Source organism: Promicromonospora soli (assembly GCF_014653785.1).
Lineage (GTDB): Bacteria > Actinomycetota > Actinomycetes > Actinomycetales > Cellulomonadaceae > Promicromonospora > Promicromonospora soli.
Window position 1 is genome coordinate 1 of sequence record NZ_BNAS01000011.1, and the last position, 17866, is coordinate 17866.

General features: G+C 71.6%; 18 protein-coding genes. 7 read left to right on the forward strand and 11 right to left on the reverse strand.

Features of this window, described 5'->3' with window-relative positions:
- Positions 1-352: UDP binding domain-containing protein (locus tag IE250_RS23500; RefSeq protein ID WP_308434149.1), on the forward strand; the 352-nt coding region annotated here is incomplete at its 5' end.
- Between the two features lie 35 nt (positions 353-387).
- Entirely contained in the window at positions 388-1383 is a 996-nt protein-coding gene (gene rfbB, locus IE250_RS23505) for a dTDP-glucose 4,6-dehydratase (RefSeq protein WP_189671754.1), read from the forward strand.
- 162 nt (positions 1384-1545) lie between these two features.
- On the opposite strand, the gene IE250_RS23510 is transcribed toward rfbB, so the two are convergent.
- Complete coding sequence (locus IE250_RS23510; RefSeq protein ID WP_189671755.1) at positions 1546-2160, reverse strand: dTDP-4-dehydrorhamnose 3,5-epimerase family protein; 615 nt, start codon at positions 2158-2160, stop codon at positions 1546-1548.
- A 43-nt stretch (positions 2161-2203) separates the two neighbouring features.
- Between IE250_RS23510 and rfbD the strand changes: the two genes are divergently transcribed.
- Positions 2204-3094, forward strand: a complete 891-nt coding sequence (rfbD, locus tag IE250_RS23515; protein ID WP_189671756.1) for a dTDP-4-dehydrorhamnose reductase — start codon at positions 2204-2206, stop codon at positions 3092-3094.
- A gap of 3 nt (positions 3095-3097) precedes the next feature.
- On the opposite strand, the gene rfbA is transcribed toward rfbD, so the two are convergent.
- Entirely contained in the window at positions 3098-3961 is an 864-nt protein-coding gene (rfbA, locus tag IE250_RS23520) for a glucose-1-phosphate thymidylyltransferase RfbA (protein ID WP_189671812.1), read from the reverse strand.
- A 142-nt stretch (positions 3962-4103) separates the two neighbouring features.
- Here rfbA and IE250_RS23525 point away from each other — a divergent pair, with 142 nt between their 5' ends.
- Positions 4104-5189 (forward strand): LCP family protein, encoded by a 1086-nt coding sequence (locus tag IE250_RS23525; RefSeq protein WP_189671757.1) that lies wholly within the window; start codon positions 4104-4106, stop codon positions 5187-5189.
- Between the two features lie 21 nt (positions 5190-5210).
- On the opposite strand, the gene IE250_RS23530 is transcribed toward IE250_RS23525, so the two are convergent.
- Both IE250_RS23530 and IE250_RS23535 read right to left on the reverse strand, forming a co-directional pair.
- The gene (locus IE250_RS23530) at positions 5211-6986 is read right to left on the reverse strand and encodes a phospho-sugar mutase (protein WP_373301737.1); all 1776 of its coding nucleotides are present in this window, start codon (positions 6984-6986) and stop codon (positions 5211-5213) included.
- A 5-nt stretch (positions 6987-6991) separates the two neighbouring features.
- Positions 6992-7831: a purine-nucleoside phosphorylase gene (locus IE250_RS23535; RefSeq protein ID WP_189671758.1), complete on the reverse strand. Its 840-nt coding sequence runs from the start codon at positions 7829-7831 to the stop codon at positions 6992-6994.
- Between the two features lie 88 nt (positions 7832-7919).
- On the opposite strand from IE250_RS23535, the gene IE250_RS23540 reads away from it, so the two are divergent.
- The gene (locus IE250_RS23540) at positions 7920-9485 is read left to right on the forward strand and encodes an NAD(P)H-quinone dehydrogenase (protein ID WP_229872721.1); all 1566 of its coding nucleotides are present in this window, start codon (positions 7920-7922) and stop codon (positions 9483-9485) included.
- Here IE250_RS23540 and IE250_RS23545 read toward each other — a convergent pair whose 3' ends face one another.
- The 3 genes from IE250_RS23545 to IE250_RS23555 form a co-directional block, all read right to left on the reverse strand.
- Positions 9486-9950 carry a hypothetical protein gene (locus tag IE250_RS23545; RefSeq protein ID WP_189671759.1) on the reverse strand — a complete coding sequence of 155 codons (465 nt, stop codon included), beginning with the start codon at positions 9948-9950 and terminating at the stop codon, positions 9486-9488.
- Positions 9951-9959: 9 nt separating this feature from the next.
- The gene (locus IE250_RS23550; RefSeq protein WP_229872722.1) at positions 9960-10460 is read right to left on the reverse strand and encodes an NUDIX domain-containing protein; all 501 of its coding nucleotides are present in this window, start codon (positions 10458-10460) and stop codon (positions 9960-9962) included.
- A gap of 70 nt (positions 10461-10530) precedes the next feature.
- Positions 10531-12333, reverse strand: a complete 1803-nt coding sequence (locus tag IE250_RS23555) for an acetyl/propionyl/methylcrotonyl-CoA carboxylase subunit alpha (protein ID WP_373301734.1) — start codon at positions 12331-12333, stop codon at positions 10531-10533.
- A gap of 269 nt (positions 12334-12602) precedes the next feature.
- Between IE250_RS23555 and IE250_RS23560 the strand changes: the two genes are divergently transcribed.
- Positions 12603-13253, forward strand: a complete 651-nt coding sequence (locus tag IE250_RS23560) for a Maf family protein (protein ID WP_189671760.1) — start codon at positions 12603-12605, stop codon at positions 13251-13253.
- A 25-nt stretch (positions 13254-13278) separates the two neighbouring features.
- On the opposite strand, the gene IE250_RS23565 is transcribed toward IE250_RS23560, so the two are convergent.
- The gene (locus IE250_RS23565) at positions 13279-14976 is read right to left on the reverse strand and encodes a DUF885 domain-containing protein (protein WP_189671761.1); all 1698 of its coding nucleotides are present in this window, start codon (positions 14974-14976) and stop codon (positions 13279-13281) included.
- Between the two features lie 147 nt (positions 14977-15123).
- Between IE250_RS23565 and IE250_RS23570 the strand changes: the two genes are divergently transcribed.
- Entirely contained in the window at positions 15124-15423 is a 300-nt protein-coding gene (locus IE250_RS23570) for a hypothetical protein (protein ID WP_189671762.1), read from the forward strand.
- A 7-nt stretch (positions 15424-15430) separates the two neighbouring features.
- Here IE250_RS23570 and IE250_RS23575 read toward each other — a convergent pair whose 3' ends face one another.
- The 3 genes from IE250_RS23575 to IE250_RS23585 are packed head-to-tail and all read right to left on the reverse strand — an operon-like array spanning position 15431 to position 17845.
- Complete coding sequence (locus IE250_RS23575) at positions 15431-15670, reverse strand: acyl-CoA carboxylase epsilon subunit (protein ID WP_189671763.1); 240 nt, start codon at positions 15668-15670, stop codon at positions 15431-15433.
- Entirely contained in the window at positions 15667-16191 is a 525-nt protein-coding gene (locus IE250_RS23580; RefSeq protein ID WP_189671764.1) for a hypothetical protein, read from the reverse strand. The genes IE250_RS23575 and IE250_RS23580 overlap by 4 nt, the downstream gene beginning before the upstream one ends.
- Positions 16192-16246: 55 nt before the next feature.
- The gene (locus tag IE250_RS23585; protein WP_189671765.1) at positions 16247-17845 is read right to left on the reverse strand and encodes an acyl-CoA carboxylase subunit beta; all 1599 of its coding nucleotides are present in this window, start codon (positions 17843-17845) and stop codon (positions 16247-16249) included.
- Positions 17846-17866 lie beyond the last annotated feature (21 nt).

Below are 17866 nucleotides of genomic sequence, written 5' to 3' on the forward strand. Positions count from 1 at the left end.
GATCAACGCGGTCGTGGACGCCAACACCACCCGCAAGGACTTCGTCGCCGCCGACATCCTGCGCCGCCAACCCAAGACCGTCGGCGTGTACCGGCTGGTGATGAAGTCCGGGTCGGACAACTTCCGCGCCTCCAGCATCCAGGGCATCATGAAGCGCATCAAGGCCAAGGGCGTCGAGGTCATCGTCTACGAACCCACCCTGACCCAGGCCGAGTTCTACTCCTCCGAGGTCGTCACCGACCTCGACCAGTTCAAGAACCGCGCCGACGTCATCGTCGCCAACCGCCACACCCCCGCCCTGGACGACGTCACCGACAAGGTCTACACCCGCGACATCTACGGCCGCGACTGACGCCTGGGACAGACGGCCGGGACCGAAAGGAACCCATGAAGGTCTTGATCACCGGCGGCGCCGGTTTCATCGGCGCGAACTTTGTCCACCAGACGGTTCGCGAGCGTCCCGACGTACGGGTCACGGTGCTCGACGCCCTGACCTACGCGGGCGACCGCACGTCCCTGGACCCGGTAGCCGACCGGGTCGAGCTGGTGGTGGGTTCGATCACGGACGCGCCGCTCGTGGACCGGCTCGTGGGGGAGTCGGACCTAGTTGTCCACTTCGCCGCGGAGTCGCACAACGACAACTCGCTGAACGACCCGTCACCGTTTGTGCAGACGAACCTGGTGGGCACGTTCACGCTGCTGGAGGCGGTGCGCAAGCACGGCGTCCGGTTCCACCACATCTCGACCGACGAGGTGTACGGGGACCTCCCGCTGGGCACCCCGGACCGGTTCACCCCGGAGACCCCGTACAACCCGTCGTCCCCGTACTCCTCGACGAAGGCCGGGTCGGACCTCCTCGTCCGGGCCTGGGTCCGGTCGTTCGGGGTGCAGGCCACCATCTCGAACTGCTCCAACAACTACGGGCCGTACCAGCACATCGAGAAGTTCATCCCGCGCCAGGTCACCAACCTGATCGACGGCGTCCGCCCCCGGCTGTACGGCGCCGGCCTCAACGTGCGCGACTGGATCCACGTCGAGGACCACAACAGCGCGGTGTGGGCCATCATCGAGAAGGGCCGCGTCGGCGAGACGTACCTGATCGGGGCCGACGGCGAGACGAGCAACCTCGACGTCGTGCGCGCCCTGCTGGAGACCTTCGGGCGCGACGCCGACGACTTCGACCACGTGACCGACCGTCCCGGGCACGACCTGCGCTACGCGATCGACGCCTCGCGCCTGCGGACCGAGCTGGGCTGGTCGCCCCGCTACACGGACTTCCGCGAGGGGCTGGCGGCGACCGTCGACTGGTACCGCGAGAACGAGGCTTGGTGGCGGGGGGCGAAGGCTGCGACTGAGGCGAAGTACGCGGCCTCGGGCCAGTAAGGCTCCTGCGCTGGGTACGGTCCGGGCGAGGGTGGTGTGCGCGCCGCCTCGCTCACGGGCCCCAGGGGGCCCTCCGCTACGGCTTTACGGCGGCGCGCACACCACCCTCGCCCGGACCTTGGCGGTTGGCTTGCTGGCCCGAGGCGGCGTACTTTGCCTCCGTCAGCGCCTGGTCGCGAGGTAGGCGTCGACCTCGTCCTGGGTCGGGAGGAGTCCCTGCTCGCGGGCTTCGGTGAGGGTCGGGGCCGTCTCGTCCTTTTCCGACAGGAGCGGGGCCAGCGGGCTGCCGTCGCGGGCGGTGGTGGGCCACTCGATGCCGAGCTCGGGGTCGAGGGGGTGGATGCCGTGCTCGCGGCCCGGCGCATACCCGGAGGAGCACAGGTACATGACCGTGGAGCCGTCCTCGAGGGACATGAACGCGTGGCCCAGTCCTTCTGACAGGTAGATCGCCCGGCGGTCGACGTCGTCCAGCAGCACCGCGTCCCAGCTGCCGAACGTGGGGGAGCCGACGCGGATGTCCACGACGACGTCGAGGACTGCCCCCTTGGCGCACATGACGTACTTGGCCTGGCTGGGCGGCACGTCCGCGAAGTGGATGCCGCGGAGCACGCCGGCAGCGGACACCGAGCAGTTGGCCTGCTGCAGGTCGAACGAGTGCCCGACGGCGTCGGCGAACGGGCCGGCCTTGAACGCCTCGAAAAACAGGCCGCGCGGATCGCCGAACTGCTGCGGCGTGATCTCGAACGCGCCGGGTACGGCCAGCTCGCGGTACTTCATGGGGCTCCTCGCGGGGATGGGATGTGGCCCCTAAGATCCTAGAGTGACTGAGAATCCCGGGCTTGCCGAGGAACATGGGCCGGCGCAGCGTTGGCTCGTCGTGGGTGCCGCCGGAATGCTCGGACAGGACGTGGTCGCTGCGGCCACGGACGCCGGACACCAGGTGACCGCCCTCCGTCGGACTGACCTGGACATCACCTCCACTTCGGCGGCGCGTGACGCGGTGGCCGGCCACGACGTCGTCGTCAACTGCGCGGCATGGACCGCGGTCGACGACGCCGAGACCCACGAGGCCGAGGCCTTCGCGGTCAACGCGACGGGTGCCGCGAACCTGGCCCGCGCCGCGACGGCGTCGGGCGCCCGCCTGGTCCTGGTGTCCACGGACTACGTGTTCGACGGCGGAGCGACCCGGCCCTACCCGGAGGACGCACCGGTCCGGCCGCGCTCGGCCTACGGCCGCACCAAAGCCGCCGGTGAGTGGGCGGTGCGCGCGGAGGCACCCGACGCCGTCGTCGTGCGGACCGCCTGGCTGTACGGGGCGGGCGGGCGCTGCTTCCCCCGGACCATCGCGCGGGCCGCGGGGGAGCGGGACCGGCTGAGCGTCGTGGACGACCAGACCGGCCAGCCCACCTGGACCGTGGACCTGGCGGACCTGATCGTACGGCTCGTCGCCGCGCGGGTCCCGGGCGGGATCTACCACGGCACGTCGTCGGGGCAGGTGACCTGGTGCGGCTTCGCGCGCGAGGTGGTCGCGGCGACCGGCCTGGTCACGCCCGTCGACGCGACGACGAGTGCTGCCTACCAGCTGCCCGCGCCGCGGCCGGCGTACTCGGTGCTGGGGCACGACCGGCTTCGCGAGGTCGGCGTCGAGCCGATCGGCGACTGGGCCGAGCGCTGGAAGGCGGCTGCGCCGACGGTGCTGGGCGCGCCGTAGGGGTCAGTCGTCTAGCAGGCCCAGCAGGTAGCTGCCGTAACCGGACTTGGTGAGCTTCTCCGCGCGGGTGCGCAGCTCGTCGTCGGACAGGAAGCCCCGTCGCCAGGCGACCTCCTCGGGGGACCCGACCTTCAGACCCTGGCGCCTCTCGATGGTGCGCACGTAGTCGGACGCCTCGAGCAGGGAGTCGAACGTGCCGGTGTCGAGCCAGGCGGTGCCGCGGGGCAGCACCTCGACCTGGAGCCGGCCCTGGCGCAGGTACTCGGCGTTGACGTCGGTGATCTCGTACTCGCCGCGCGCCGACGGCTTGAGGTCCTTGGCGATGGCGACCACGTCGCTGTCGTAGAAGTACAGCCCGGGCACGGCGTAGCTGGACTTGGGCCGGGCGGGCTTCTCCTCCAGCGACAGGGCGTTGCCGTGCTCGTCGAACTCCACCACCCCGTACGCGGAGGGGTCGGCGACGCGGTAGGCGAAGACGGCGCCGCCGTCGATGTCGGCGAAGCGGGTGAGCTGGGTGCCCAGGCCGGGGCCGTAGAAGATGTTGTCGCCGAGCACGAGGGCCACGGACTCGTCGCCGAGGAACTTCTCGCCGAGCACGAAGGCCTGCGCGAGCCCGTTGGGCGACGGCTGCGTCGTGTAGCTGATCGAGATGCCGAACTGCGAACCGTCGCCGAGCAGGCGCTGGAACTGGTCCGCGTCGTGCGGGGTGGTGATGACGAGGACCTCGCTGATCCCGGCCAGGATCAGCGTGGACAGCGGGTAGTAGATCATCGGCTTGTCGTAGACCGGGACGAGCTGCTTGCTGATGCCCTGGGTGATCGGGTGCAGACGTGTTCCTGAGCCGCCGGCAAGAATGATTCCGCGCATAAGCCGGATCTTCTCACGCATCGGCCCGCCCGGCTGGTCGTCGCTTTTCACCTCAGGAGTGCATGCAAACGCGGGTGAACGGGGGGTGATCTCTTCCTGAGGGTGATGCGGTGGGGGCGGTCGGAACTGTAGTCACAGAGGTATGCCCGCACCTGAGGGAATCAGCGACCTGCTCGCACCGCCGGAACCTGCCAATCCTGACCCGCGTTCTGCGCCTCCCACGCGACGCGCCCGGCGGAGGAGCAAGGGATTTGTCGCGTCGGTCGTCGCCGGCGCGCTGGTGCTGGTCACCGTCAGCGGCGCCATGGCCTACTTCGGCTTCCGGATCGCGCTCGACGAGAACATCGAGCGCATCGAGGACCCGTTCGCCGCCCTCGACCCCTCGACGCGCCCCGCCCCGGGGCCCGCGAAGGGCTCGACCGCACCGATGAACATCCTGATGCTCGGCTCGGACAGCCGGATCTCGGCGGGCGATCCGGAGGCTTGGGAGTTCGGGGCCCAGCGCACCGACGCGATCATGCTCGTGCACCTGGCCGCGGACCGGCAGTCGGCCGCCGCGATCTCGATCCCACGCGACTCCTGGGTGCCCATCCCCGGCTACGGCGAGGCGAAGATCAACGCCGCCTATTCCTACGGCGGCCCCACCCTCCTGATCAACACGGTCGAGGAGCTGACGGGCGTTCGCATCGACCACCTCGCGGTGACCGACTTCGAGTCCTTCACTACGCTCACGGACACCCTGGGCGGCGTCGAGATCACCGTGCCCGACGGTGCCGGCGGCTCCGTGCAGCAGGCGATGACCGGCGAGGAGGCGCTCGTCTTCACCCGGGAGCGCTATGCCCTGGCGAACGGAGACTTCGGCCGTGTGCAGCGCCAGCAGGCCTGGATGCGGGCGATCGCCCTGAAGGTCACCGAGGACCGGACCGACCTGCTGAAGATGTCGCGCTTCCTCGAGGCAGTCACGAAGTCCGTGTCGGTCGACGAGGGGCTCACCTTCGACAAGATGCAGGACCTTGTCCTCAGCGCGCGGAAGATCTCCTCGAACGACATCACGTTCATGACCGCCCCCTACGCGGGCACGGGTCGCAGCGCGGACGGGCAGTCCATCGTGCTGCTCGACCGCGCGGTGTTCGACCCGCTCATGCAGGCCGTGGCGAAGGACGAGCTGGCCGACTTCCTGGCGGCCAACCCGGATGCCACGGACATGCTGCCGGGGGTCGTGAAGTAGCCCCTACCCGTCGGCGGACGGTCAGAGCCCGAGGACCGGACGGAGGTCCGCCTGCACCTGGGCCAGGCGTTCGCGCGCGGCCACCCGCGCAGCGGACAGTGCGGCGACCGAAGCAGCCGGGTCGACCGGTGCGACCACCTCGATGTAGCACTTGACCTTGGGTTCGGTACCGCTGGGCCGCACGATCACCCGGGTGTCGTCGGCGGTCAGCAGCACCACGCCGTCCGTGGGCGGCAGGCCGTTCAGGCCCTCGGCGAGATCGTGCACGGAGTTCACGGGCGAGCCCGCCAGGACCGACGGCGGCGCCTCGCGCAGCGACGTCATGGTCGACTCGATCCGCGCGAGGTCCTCGTACCGCGCCGACAGCTGGCCCGTGACGTGCAGCCCGCAGGCGCGGGCGACGTCGTCGAGCCGGTCCAGGAGGGTGCGGCCCTGGGCCGCGAGCCGGTCGGCGAGCTGCGCGACGGCGACGGCGGCCGACAGGCCGTCCTTGTCCCGCACGTGCGCGGGGTCCACGCAGTAGCCGAGGGCCTCCTCGTACCCGAACACGAGGCCCGGGGTGCGGGAGATCCACTTGAAGCCCGTGAGCGTGGTGGCGTGCTCCAGCCCGTGCCGGGCAGCGATGGCGGCCAGCGCGCGCGACGACACGATCGAGCAGGCGAGCGTGCCGCCCGTGCCGGCACTCGCGGCCCGTTCGGCCGCGTCCCAGCCGAGGAGCATGCCCACCTCGTCGCCGTGCAGCATGCGCCAGCCCTGGGACGACGCCGTCTCAGCACCCTGGTACGTCCCGTACTGCGGGTCGACCACGGCGACCGCGCAGCGGTCCGCGTCCGGGTCGTTGGCGATGACGAGGTCCGCGTGGGCGTCCTGTGCCAGGGCGAGCGCCATGTCGATCGCCCCCGGCTCCTCCGGGTTGGGGAAGGCCACGGTGGGGAAGTCCGGGTCCGGATCGGCCTGCTCCTCCACGGGCACGACGTCGGCGAAGCCCGCCTCGGCAAGCACGTGGGCGAGCGCGGCGCCGCCCACACCGTGCAGCGACGTCGTCACGATGCGCAGCCTGGTGCGGGGCCGGCCGTCGTGCAGGGTGGCCACGGCCGCGTGGTACTCGTGGGTGATCTCGGGGCCGAGCACGGTCCAGCCGGACTCGGCGCGCGGCACGTCCTTCGCGGCGCCCACCCGGGCGATCTCCTCGGCGATCCGAGTGTCGTACGGGGGAACTATCTGGGCGCCCTGCCCGGCGTCGGCGACGACTCGCCCGCCGAGATACACCTTGTAGCCGTTGTCCGCGGCGGGGTTGTGGCTCGCGGTGACCATGACGCCGGCGTCGGCAGACAGGTGGCGCACCGCGAACGCGAGCACGGGGGTGGGGCCCGGTGCGGGCATGAGCTGCACCTCGGCGCCGGCCGCGACCAGCACGGCGGCCGTGTCCCGGGCGAAGTCCGCGGACCGGTGCCGCGCGTCGAAGCCGACCACGACGCGCGGGGTCCGCAGCTCGGACGTGAGGAAGGCGCCCAGTCCGGCGGCGGCAGCGATCACCACCGCCCGGTTCATCCGGTTCGGCCCGGCTGCCATTGCGCCACGAAGGCCCGCGGTGCCGAACTGGAGAGTGCCGGAGAACCGGTCGGCGAGCTCGGCGACTGCCAGGTGAGCCACGGTGGGGTGGTCCGTCTTGGCGATGAGGTTGCGCAGCTCGGCGACGTCGGCGTCGTCCACGTCAGCGGCCATCCAGGCCTCGGCGCGCGCGACGAGGTCGTCCGTCGAGATCGCCTCCGTAGCGGTCGGCGTGTCGGGGGACATGGCCATCAGAGCTGCTTGATCACCCGGGCGAGCAGGTCGCTGATTCGTGGGCCGGCCTTGCGGCCCGCCTCGAGCACCTCCTCGTGGGAGAGCGGGTGGGGGCTGATCCCCGCGGCCAGGTTCGTGACCAGCGAGACGCCGAGCACGTCCATCCGGCAGTGCCGGGCGGCGACGGCCTCCAGCGCCGTCGACATGCCGACCAGGTCGGCGCCCACCAGGCTGGCCATCTTCACCTCGGCGGGAGTCTCGTACTGCGGGCCGTGGAACTGTGCGTACACGCCGTCCGGCAGGTCCGGGTCCACCGTCCGCGCGATCTCGCGCAGGCGCGGCGTGTAGATATCCGTCATGTCGGCGAACTTGGCGCCCTCGAGCGGGGTCTGGCCTGTGAAGTTCAGGTGGTCCCGGATGAGCACGGGCTGGCCGGGACGCCAGCCGATGTGCACGCTGCCGCAGCCGTTCGTGAGAATCACCGTCTCGCAGCCTGCGGCCGCCGCGGTGCGGATGCCGTGCACCACGCGACGGGTCCCGAGACCCTCGTAGAGGTGCGTGCGCGAGCCGAGGACAAGTGCGTGCCGCACCGCGCCGTCGGGCCGCTCGAAGCGGATGGAGCGCGTGGTGTTCAGGTGGCCCTTGACCGCCGGCGCCACAAAGCCGGGGATCTCGGCGGTGGGGATCTCCGCGACCACGTCGCCGACCAGCTCGGCCGCACCGCCCCATCCCGAGCCGAGGACGAGCGCGACGTCGTGCCCGGGCACCCCCGTCTTGGCTGCGATGTATTCAGCAGCCGCGGCAGCGACGTCGAACGGGTTGGTCGTCGGGTCGTCCAGATCTGGCTCCGTACTCATGGTCCGAGGTTATCGCCACTTTCCCTGTGACACGCGCCCACGAGGGCACCGGATTTCGGAGACTTCCCGACGATGCGAGAATGGGCGCGTGACCCCCCTCGATTCCGCAGCCGTCCCGCCCCATGTCGTCGTCGTGGGAGGTGGCCCTGGTGGCTACGAGGCGGCGCTCGTCGCCCGCAGTCTCGGCGCCGAGGTCACCGTGGTCGAGCAGCAGGGTCTGGGCGGTGCGGCGGTCCTGACCGACGTCGTCCCCTCGAAGACGCTGATCGCCACCGCCGAGTGGATGACCATCGCCGACCGCGCCCCGGAGCTCGGCATCCGCATGCCGGACGACGACGTGGACCCGCTGTCCGAGGTCGACGTCTCGCTGGCGACCGGCGGCATCCCCGTCGTCTCCGCCCACGCCGCTCCCGATTCCGCACCCGCACCCGCGCTGAGCGGCGCGGGCGTGCAGGCCGCGGCGTCGGCGGCCGGGACGGCGGAGAAGCGCAAGCACTTCGTGGACCTGCAGGCCGTGAACAAGCGCGTGCTCGCGCTCGCACAGGCGCAGAGCGCCGACATCCGCGGCCGCCTGGAGCGCGAGGGAATCCGGATCATCGTCGGGAAGGGGCGCCTGGACGGCCCGGCGCGCGTGGTGGTGGAGCTGGCGGACGGCTCGCCCACCGTGCTCGAAGCGGACTCGGTACTCCTCGCCCTCGGCGCCACCCCGCGCACTCTGCCCACCGCGGTGCCCGACGGCGAGCGCATCCTCACCTGGACGCAGATGTACAACCTGCGTGAGCTCCCCGAGCGGCTGATCGTGGTCGGCTCGGGCGTGACCGGCGCCGAGTTCGCGGGCGCGTACAACGCGCTCGGATCGGACGTGGTGCTCGTGTCCAGCCGCGACCGGGTGCTGCCCGGCGAGGACGAGGACGCCGCCGAGCTGCTCGAGGGCGTCTTTCGCTCCCGGGGCATGAGCGTGCTGTCCCGCTCGCGGGCAGCGTCCGCGGTACGCACCGACGACGGCGTCGAGGTGACGCTCTCCGACGGGCGCGTGGTGCACGGCTCGCACGTGCTCGTGGCGGTCGGCGGCGTGCCCGCGACGTCGGGCCTGGGGCTCGAGGAGGCGGGTGTGCGCCTGTCGGAGACGGGGCACGTCGTCGTGGACCGGGTCTCGCGCACCTCGGTGCGCGGCGTCTACGCGTCCGGCGACTGCACCGGCGTGCTGCCGCTCGCGTCGGTGGCCGCCATGCAGGGCCGGATCGCGATGGCGCACGCGCTGGGCGACGCCGTCCAGCCGCTCGCGCTCCGCACCGTCGCCTCCAACATCTTCACCGCACCGGAGATCGCCACCGTCGGCTACAGCGAGGAGAAGCTGCGGGCGCAGAACTCCCGCTACATCACGACCACGCTGCCGCTCGCACGGAACCCGCGCGCCAAGATGCTCGGCATCAAGGACGGGTTCGTGAAGCTCTTCGCGCACCCGGAGGCCGGTGTGGTGCTCGGCGGCGTCGTGGTGGCGCCGCGCGCGTCCGAGCTGATCTTCCCGATCACGCTGGCGGTGCAGCACCGGCTCACGGTGGAGAACGTCGCCCACGCGTTCACGATCTACCCGTCGCTGTCCGGCTCGATCGCGGAGGGTGCGCGCGTCCTGGACGCGCGAGTCGGAAAGTAGCTACCCGACGGAGGCGTCCAGGATTATGCGGCCGTCCTGGACCTTCACACCCCAGACCGTGACGCCCGGAACCTTGGCCTCCAGCAGGCGCTCGACGTCGACGGCGATCCGCGCGTGCGGCTGCACGTCCACGACGCCCGGCGGCAGTCCCTGCTTCGCGACCTCGTGCTCGATCGGCGCCGCCGCGAGGCTGAGCAACCGGTGCGCAGGCAGCCCCGCGGCGTTCACCTCGACGGAGAGCGTGGCGACGCCGCGTTCGAAGGATGCCAGCTTCACGTCGGCCCGCACGATCGGGGCGACCTTCACCGCGAGCTTGAGCGGGCCGGGCAGGGTGTCGAGGCGGCGCAGGTCCGCGACCACGCGGATCACGTCCCCGTCGCCGACGACGGAGGTGATGACGGGCGGGGCCTGCTTGGTGATCCTCGCCAGGGCGAGCGCCTCTTCGGGTGCGATCCGGATATGCACGACTCGACCTTAACCCAGCAACGCGAGCAGGCCAGGCAGGGCCTGGCCGAATGCGGGCAGGAGGGTCAGCTCGCCGAGGTCGTCGAGACCAACCCAACGGACCTCGAGGCTCTCGGGGTCGGCCGCGCGCGGCTCGATGCGGTGCCCCGGTGCTACGTCGGCCACCACGGTCGTGTAGGCCCAGGCCGGGTGCTCCAGCACGTGTGTGCCGACGACGTGCACCGCGGCCGGATCGATGGCGGCCTCCTCGGCGGCCTCGCGCAAGGCGCCCGCCGCCGGCTTCTCGTCCGGGGCGAGCGCGCCGCCCGGGATGCCCCAGGTGCCGCCCATGTGGGACCACAGGGCCCGGTGCTGGAGCACCACGTGCGATGGCGCGCCGCCGCCGTCCCGGCGGACGAGCAGCAGCCCCGCCGCGCCGAACAGCCCCCAGTGCCGGTGGTCCCCACAGGTCACCCAGCCGTCACCGTCGTGCCGGTGTAGGTCGGTCGGGGGCACAGTAGCGTTCGGCACGGCGCCAGTCTGTCAGGTCCGGGCGGAAGCTGACACCGAGGAGGTCACCCTCGTCTCCGCCGCGTGCGCCTCAGTCGACGATCTCGCAGATGGCGGCGCCCGCCGTCACGCCCGCGCCCGGCTCGGCCGTCAGGGAGCGCACGGTGCCCGCGCGGTGGGCCAGGATCGGCTGCTCCATCTTCATGGCCTCCAGCACGACGACGAGGTCCCCCTCGGCCACCTGTGCGCCGTCCTCGACCGCCACCTTGACGATGGTGCCCTGCATGGGGGAAGCCAGCGTGTTCCCCGTCGATCCTCCGGCCGTCTTGGCCCCGGCGCTGCGCCGGGCGGGGCGGCGGGCGGCGTTCGCGGTACGCGCACGACCGGCGGCCACACCGAGGCCTGCGGGCAGCACGACCTCCAGGCGGCGTCCGCCCACCTCGACCACCACCCGCTCGGCGGCGATCTCCTCCACCTCGGTCTCCGGGGCGGGCGCCGACGGGGCCAGGGTCTTCAGCGTCTCGGCGAACTCGGTCTCGATCCAGCGGGTGTGCACGCGGAACGGGGAGCCGTCGGCCGGGACGAACGCGTCGGCGTCGAGCACCGCGCGGTGGAACGGGACAACGGTCGGGATGCCCTCGACCACGATCTCGCGCAGCGCGCGGCGGGCGCGCTCGACGGCCTGGGTGCGCGTGGCGCCCGTGACGATCAGCTTGGCGATCATGGAGTCGAAGGCGCCCGAGACGGAGTCGCCGGCGACGACGCCCGTGTCGACGCGGACGCCCGGCCCCGACGGCCACACGATCGTGTTCAGGCGGCCCGGCGCGGGCAGGAAGCCCGCCGCCGCGTCCTCGCCGTTGATGCGGAACTCGATGGAGTGCCCGCGCACCGCAGGAGAGTCGTAGCCGAGCGCCTCGCCCGCGGCGATGCGCAGCTGCTCGCGCACCAGGTCGATGCCCGTGACCTCCTCGGTCACCGGGTGCTCCACCTGGAGCCGGGTGTTCACCTCAAGGAACGAGATGGTGCCGTCGACACCCACCAGGAACTCGCACGTACCGGCGCCCACGTAGCCGGCCTCGCGCAGGATGGCCTCCGACGCCGCGTAGAGGGACTTCTCCTGCTCCGGCGTGAGGAACGGCGCGGGCGCCTCCTCGACCAGCTTCTGGTGGCGGCGCTGCAGCGAGCAGTCCCGGGTCGACACCACGACGACGTTGCCGTGGGTGTCCGCCAGGCACTGCGTCTCCACGTGACGGGGCTTGTCCAGGTAACGCTCCACGAAGCACTCCCCGCGGCCGAACGCCGCCGTCGCCTCGCGGACCGCCGAGTCGAACAGCTCGTCGATCTCCTCGAAGGTGCGCGCGACCTTCAGGCCGCGGCCGCCGCCGCCGAACGCCGCCTTGATCGCGATGGGCAGGCCGTGCTTCTTCGCGAAGGCCTTCACCTCGCGGCCGTTCTTGACCGGGTTGGCGGTGCCCGGCACCAGGGGAGCGCCCGCGCGCTGCGCGATGTGCCGCGCGCTCACCTTGTCGCCCAGCGCCTCGATGGCCGACGGCGGCGGGCCGATCCAGGTGAGCCCCGCATCGATCACAGCCTGCGCGAACTCAGCGTTCTCCGACAGGAAGCCGTAGCCCGGGTGCACGGCGTCGGCACCGGAACGGCGGGCGACGTCGAGCAGCTTGGCCGGGTCCAGGTAGGTGTCCGCCGCGCGGGCGCCGCCGAGCGCAAAGGCCTCGTCGGCGATGCGGACGTGCATGGCCTCGCGATCCTGGTCGGCGTAGACGGCGACAGACGCCAGCCCCGCGTCGGCGCATCCACGGGCCACGCGGACGGCGATCTCGCCGCGGTTGGCGATGAGCACCTTCGAGATGGTTCGGGGCAGGCTGGAACTAGGCACGGCTCACGGTAACCCGACCGTACGGGCCTAAGTACCGCCGCCGGACCCCCGGGAGAAAGTCTGGAGGTCAGACCAACCCCGGCGTGAGCCGTTTGGAGGGTTCAGACATGGCGTCCAGCCGGAGACGTCGGCTGCGGGTCGTCTGGTTGTGGGTATCCGGCAGAGCGCCGGACGGGCCCGGCTTGGACGAGTCGGAGTGACGTGGGTCACGTTGCGCGGATTCCGCGTTTGCTGTTTCGCCTGCCCGCATTCTCGTTACTGTGGCGCGCGTGCCACGACTGGTCCTCGCCTCACAGTCCCCCGCCCGACTCGAGACGCTGAAATCCGCCGGAGTCATCCCAGAAGTAGTGGTCTCCGGCGTGGACGAGGACAAGGTCCTCGCCGACGCCGCCGGCCGGTTCGGCGAGCTCGACCCCGCCGACGCCGTGCTCGTCCTGGCCCAGGCCAAGGCCGAGGAGGTGGCGGCCCGGCTGGAAGCGACGCAGGCCCCGACCGACGTCATCGTCGTCGGCTGCGACTCCATGCTCGAGATCGACGGCGCCATAGTGGGCAAGCCCGCCGACGCCGGGACCGCGCGCGAGCGCTGGCGCTCCATGCGCGGTGGCAAGGGCGTGCTGCACACGGGCCACTGGGTGGTGGACCTGCGCGACGACGCCTCCGGCGGCACGGGCGGCACCATCGGGTCGACCAGCTCCACGACCGTCTGGTTCGCCAACATCGACGACGACGAGATCGACTCCTACATCGCCACCGACGAGCCGCTGCACGTGGCCGGCGCATTCACGATCGACGGCCTCGGCGGCCCGTACGTCGAGCGGATCGAGGGCGACCACCACGGCGTCGTCGGCATCAGCCTCCCGCTGCTGCGCGAGCTGCTCGGGGAGCTGGGCGTGCCGTGGCGGGCGATCCGCACCCCCTGACGCAAGTCGACTCGGGCCGATGGGGTCAGGCCAGGGCCTCCCGGAGGGTGTCCAGGCCCACGGAGCCCAGGTTGAGCGCGCGGGCGTGGAAGGCCTTGGCGTCGAACTCCTGGCCGGCGGGGACGGCCGCCTTGGCGGCGTCCCGCGTCTGCTCCCAGAGGCGCTGCCCCACCTTGTACGACGGCGCCTGCCCCGGCCAGCCGAGGTAGCGGTTGAACTCGAAGCGGATGAACGACTCGGGCATGTTCACGTTGGCCTTGAGGAACGGCCAGGCCTTCTCGGCGGTCCAGGTGCCGCCGCCCCACTGCTCGGGGGCGGGCATGCCGAGGTGCACGCCGATGTCGAACACGACACGGGCCGCGCGCAGGCGCTGCGCGTCGAGCATGCCGAGGCGGTCGCCCGGGTCCTCCATGTAGCCGAGCTCGGCCATGAGCCGCTCCGCGTACAGGGCCCAGCCCTCGCCGTGGCCGGACACCCAGCAGGCCAGCCGGCGCCAGCTGTTCAGCGTCTCGCGCGCGAACACGGCCTGGCCGCACTGCAGGTGGTGACCCGGAACGCCTTCGTGGTAGACCGTCGTCTTCTCGCGCCAGGTGTTGAACTCCGTGACGCCCTGCGGCACGGCCCACCACATGCGGCCCGGCCGGGACCAGTCGTCGCTCGGCGGGGTGTAGTAGATGCCGCCGGACTGGGTCGGCGCGATCATGCACTCCAGGTTCAGCACGGGCTCGGGCACGTCGAAGTGGGTGCCGTTCAGCGCGGTGATCGCGGCGTCGGAGGTCTCCTGCATCCAGGCCTTGAGGGCGGGGGTGCCGAGGAGCTTTCGCGCGGGGTCGGCGTCGAGCGCCGCCACCGCCTCTTCGACCGTGGCGCCCGGGCCGGCGATCGTCGCGGCGACCGACTCCTGCTCGGCGACGATTCGGGCGAGCTCCTCCAGGCCCCACTGGTAGGTCTCCTCGAGGTCCACCTTCGCGCCCAGGAAGTACCGCGACCAGAGGGCGTAGCGCTCGCGGCCCACGGCGTCGTTCTCGGGCGCCTGCGGTGCGAGGTCGCGCTCCAGGAAGTCGGCGAGCTTCGCGTAGGCTGCGCGCCCCGCAGCGGCGCCGTGCTCCAGCTCCTTGCGGACGAGGCTGCACGCAGCCGACTCGTCCAGCACGTCGTCGACCGCCTGGCCGCGCGTGAACGACACGAAGAAGGAGTCGGGGGCGGCCAGCTCGCGGGCCTGGGCGACGCACTCGCGCACCTGCCGGATCGCCGCGACGTTCCCCTGCGCGGCCGCCTCGGTGAGGGACTCGATGTACCCGTCGACGGCGCCGGGCAGCCCGTTCAGGCGGGAGGCGATGTTCTCCCAGGCCTCGACCGAGTCGGTGGCCATGATGTCGAAGACGTCGCGGAGCTGCTGCACCGGGGACTCGATGTTGTTGAGGTTGCGCAGGTTCTCGCCGGCGTCGTGCAGCTCCAGGTCGAGCCCGATCCGCTCGCGCATCGCGGACAGCGTGACGCGGTCGACGTCGTCCGCGGGCTCCAGGCCGTCGAGCTTCGCCAGGACCTCCCGGCCGGCCTGGGCCACCTCGCCGTGGCGGGCCGGCGACAGGTCGCCGATCTCGTGATCGTGCCCGGGCAGCCCCATGGCCGTCGCGGACAGCGGAACGAGCTCTGTGAGGCGCGTGACGTAGTCGTCGGCTACGGCGTCGATCGCCGTCGGGGTACGTGTAGGGCTGACCATGAGGCGGAGCCTACTTCGCGAGCACCCACGGAGGCGGAGGCTTTTCCGGCAGGTCCGCGCGCTGCCGAGGGCCGACGGCGGTGGCCTGCGTCCGTATCGTAGGGTGTCCTGCGGCGAGCGAGCGCTCGTCCACAGGGGAGGCCAGCCGTGGCAGCACCGTCTGATCAGGACACCCCGCCGACCCGTACCGAGCTGCGGTGGAGCATCGTGTTCGCGCCGATCATTCTTGCGGGGATGGCCGGCTTGGCGATCATCGTCGTTCTGGCGATAGCCGCGGCCAGCGGCCCGTTCGACACGGTCGGCATCGCGCGCCCGTCGCCCCTCTGGGCGCTCGTCGTCGCGGTCGCCCTCGGCGAGTTGTACATGTTCGGAGGCCTTCGCCAGCAGCTTGCGACCTTCTCGCGCGCGCGGCGGCTCGGCGTCCGGGACGACCGCCGGACACGCTGACACAAGATTACGACCGCAGGCTCCAGCGCCACGCGTCGGCGTTGTGCCGTCCGGAGCGTCCGCCGAAGTTCTTGGCCGTCGCGGCCCCGTTCCCGCGCAGCACCCGGGAGTGGTTGATCCACTCGTCGAGCGGGGCGGCGTCGTCGGGCTCCGGGCCGGCGGCCGCCACCGCGGCGAGGCCGGCGACCAGGGCGGCCACCTCGACGTCGTCCGGCTCGCCGCGAACCACGCGTACCTGGGGGCTCACTCGTCGTCCTCCTCGTAGAAGCCGAAGCCGGGCGCCTCGCCGCGCGAGGCCGCCCACTCGGCGATGTCGTAGCCGCCCTCGGTGAGCTGCGTCGCCACGGACTCGCCGGCGGCGTCGAGCAGGTCGATCACGCCGTCCAGGGACGCGTCCCCGCCCCGCGTGCCGACGACGAAGCCGAGGTAGAACGACTCACCGTCCTCCGGGACGTCGGACTCGACGATCTCCTCGGCCTCGCCCTCGCTCTCCGGCTCCCACACGGACGACGTCAGGTCCGGGTGCATGCCCAGCGAGCCGTGCAGCGCGTCGAACAGTGCGGCATTCAGGTGCCCCACCTTCGACTCGAGGGCCAGGACCCGTGGGTCCTCGTCCGCCTCCGCGGCACCGAACTCGGCGCGAACGCCCACGGCCGTCCCCACGTAGTCGTGCAGTGCAGCCGCCAGTGCGTCGACGGCGCGGTGCATCGGCTCCGCGTCGACGCGGCCCATCGGCGCAGGGCCGTGGGTGGCGTCCTCGTGGCTCATCTGGTTCCTCCGGATCTCGACCCATTCGACAGGTTCAGCGCGATCACTACGCTGGTCAGAGCGGGATGTTGCCGTGCTTCTTCGGAGGAAGCGTAGATCGCTTGGTGCGCAGCGCGCGAAGCGCACGCACGACTTGCACGCGTGTCTCGGACGGGCGGATGACAGCGTCGACATAGCCCCGCTCGGCGGCGTCCCACGGGTTCACGATGGCGTCCTCGTACTCGGCGGTCAGCCGGGCCCGCTCGGCCTCGACGTCGCCGCCCGCCTCCTGGACCGTGCGCAGCGCGCTGCGCTGCAGGATGTTCACGGCACCGCTCGCGCCCATGACGGCGATCTGGGCGGTCGGCCACGCGAGGTTGACGTCGGCGCCGAGCTGCTTGGAGCCCATCACGATGTACGCGCCGCCGTACGCCTTGCGGGTGATGACCGTGATGAGCGGCACCGTGGCCTCGGCGTACGCGTAGATCAGCTTGGCGCCCCGCCGGATGATGCCCTGGTGCTCCTGCCCGACGCCGGGGAGGAAGCCCGGCACGTCCACGAACGTCAGCACCGGGATGTTGAACGCGTCGCAGGTCCGCACGAACCGCGCGGCCTTCTCGGCGGCATCGATGTCGAGCGTGCCCGCCATGGACTGCGGCTGGTTGGCGACGATGCCGACCGACTGGCCCTCCACGTGGCCGAACCCGATCAGCACGTTGGTCGCGAACATCGGCTGGACCTCGAGGAACGACTCCGGGTCCAGTACCGCCTCGATGGCATTCCGCATGTCGTAGGGCTGGTTGTCGCTGTCGGGGATCAGCGTGTCGAGGGCCTCGTCCTCGGCCGTGACCTCGAGCACCGTCTCGTCCTCCGGCGGGAACGCCGGCGCGTCCGAGAGGTTGTTCTGGGGCAGGTAGCTCACCAGGTGGCGCACGTAGTCGAGCGCGTCGTCCTCGTCGCTCCCCATGTAGTGCGCCACGCCCGACTTCGAGTTGTGCGTGCGGGCGCCGCCCAGGGTCTCGAAGTCGACGTCCTCGCCCGTCACGGTGCGGATCACGTCCGGGCCGGTGATGAACATGTTGGACGTCTGGTCGGCCATCACGATGAAGTCGGTCAGGGCGGGGGAGTACACCGCACCGCCCGCGCTCGGGCCGAGGATCAGGGAGATCTGCGGGATCACGCCCGACGCCGCCACGTTGCGCCGGAACATCTCCGCGAACTGGGTCAGGGCCGCGACACCCTCCTGGATGCGGGCGCCGCCGCCGTCGCTGATGCCGATGAGCGGCACGCCCGTGCGGAGCGCGAGGTCCTGCACCTTGGTGATCTTCTGGCCGTGCACCTCGCCGAGGCTGCCGCCGAACACGGTGAAGTCCTGCGAGTAGACGCACACCTGGCGGCCGTCGATGGTGCCGTAGCCGGTGACCACGCCGTCGCCCGCTATCCGCTTCTTCTCCAGGCCGAAGTTCCGGCTGCGGTGCTTGGCCAGCGCGTCCAGCTCGGTGAAGCTGCCCTCGTCCAGGAGCGCGTCGATGCGCTCGCGGGCGGTCTTCTTGCCCCGCTTGTGCTGCTTCTCCTTGGCCGTCTCTTCCGGGGAGTCGATGGCGGCGGCCCTGCGGGCGTCGAGGTCGTCGAGCTTGGCGCGCGTACCGGCGAGGGTGGTGATGGCGTCGTTCACAGTCCGAGCGTAGTTGTCGGA

Excerpts from the sequence above, each read along its gene's own strand:
- IE250_RS23535 (WP_189671758.1), bottom strand. The coding sequence starts at position 7,831 with ATGAGTACGGAGCCAGATCTGGACGACCCGACGACCAACCCGTTCGAC.
- IE250_RS23530 (WP_373301737.1), bottom strand. The coding sequence starts at position 6,986 with ATGTCCCCCGACACGCCGACCGCTACGGAGGCGATCTCGACGGACGAC.
- rfbA (WP_189671812.1), bottom strand. The coding sequence starts at position 3,961 with ATGCGCGGAATCATTCTTGCCGGCGGCTCAGGAACACGTCTGCACCCG.
- IE250_RS23510 (WP_189671755.1), bottom strand. The coding sequence starts at position 2,160 with ATGAAGTACCGCGAGCTGGCCGTACCCGGCGCGTTCGAGATCACGCCG.
- rfbB (WP_189671754.1), top strand. The coding sequence starts at position 388 with ATGAAGGTCTTGATCACCGGCGGCGCCGGTTTCATCGGCGCGAACTTT.
- IE250_RS23525 (WP_189671757.1), top strand. The coding sequence starts at position 4,104 with ATGCCCGCACCTGAGGGAATCAGCGACCTGCTCGCACCGCCGGAACCT.
- IE250_RS23565 (WP_189671761.1), bottom strand. The coding sequence starts at position 14,976 with ATGGTCAGCCCTACACGTACCCCGACGGCGATCGACGCCGTAGCCGAC.
- IE250_RS23580 (WP_189671764.1), bottom strand. The coding sequence starts at position 16,191 with ATGAGCCACGAGGACGCCACCCACGGCCCTGCGCCGATGGGCCGCGTC.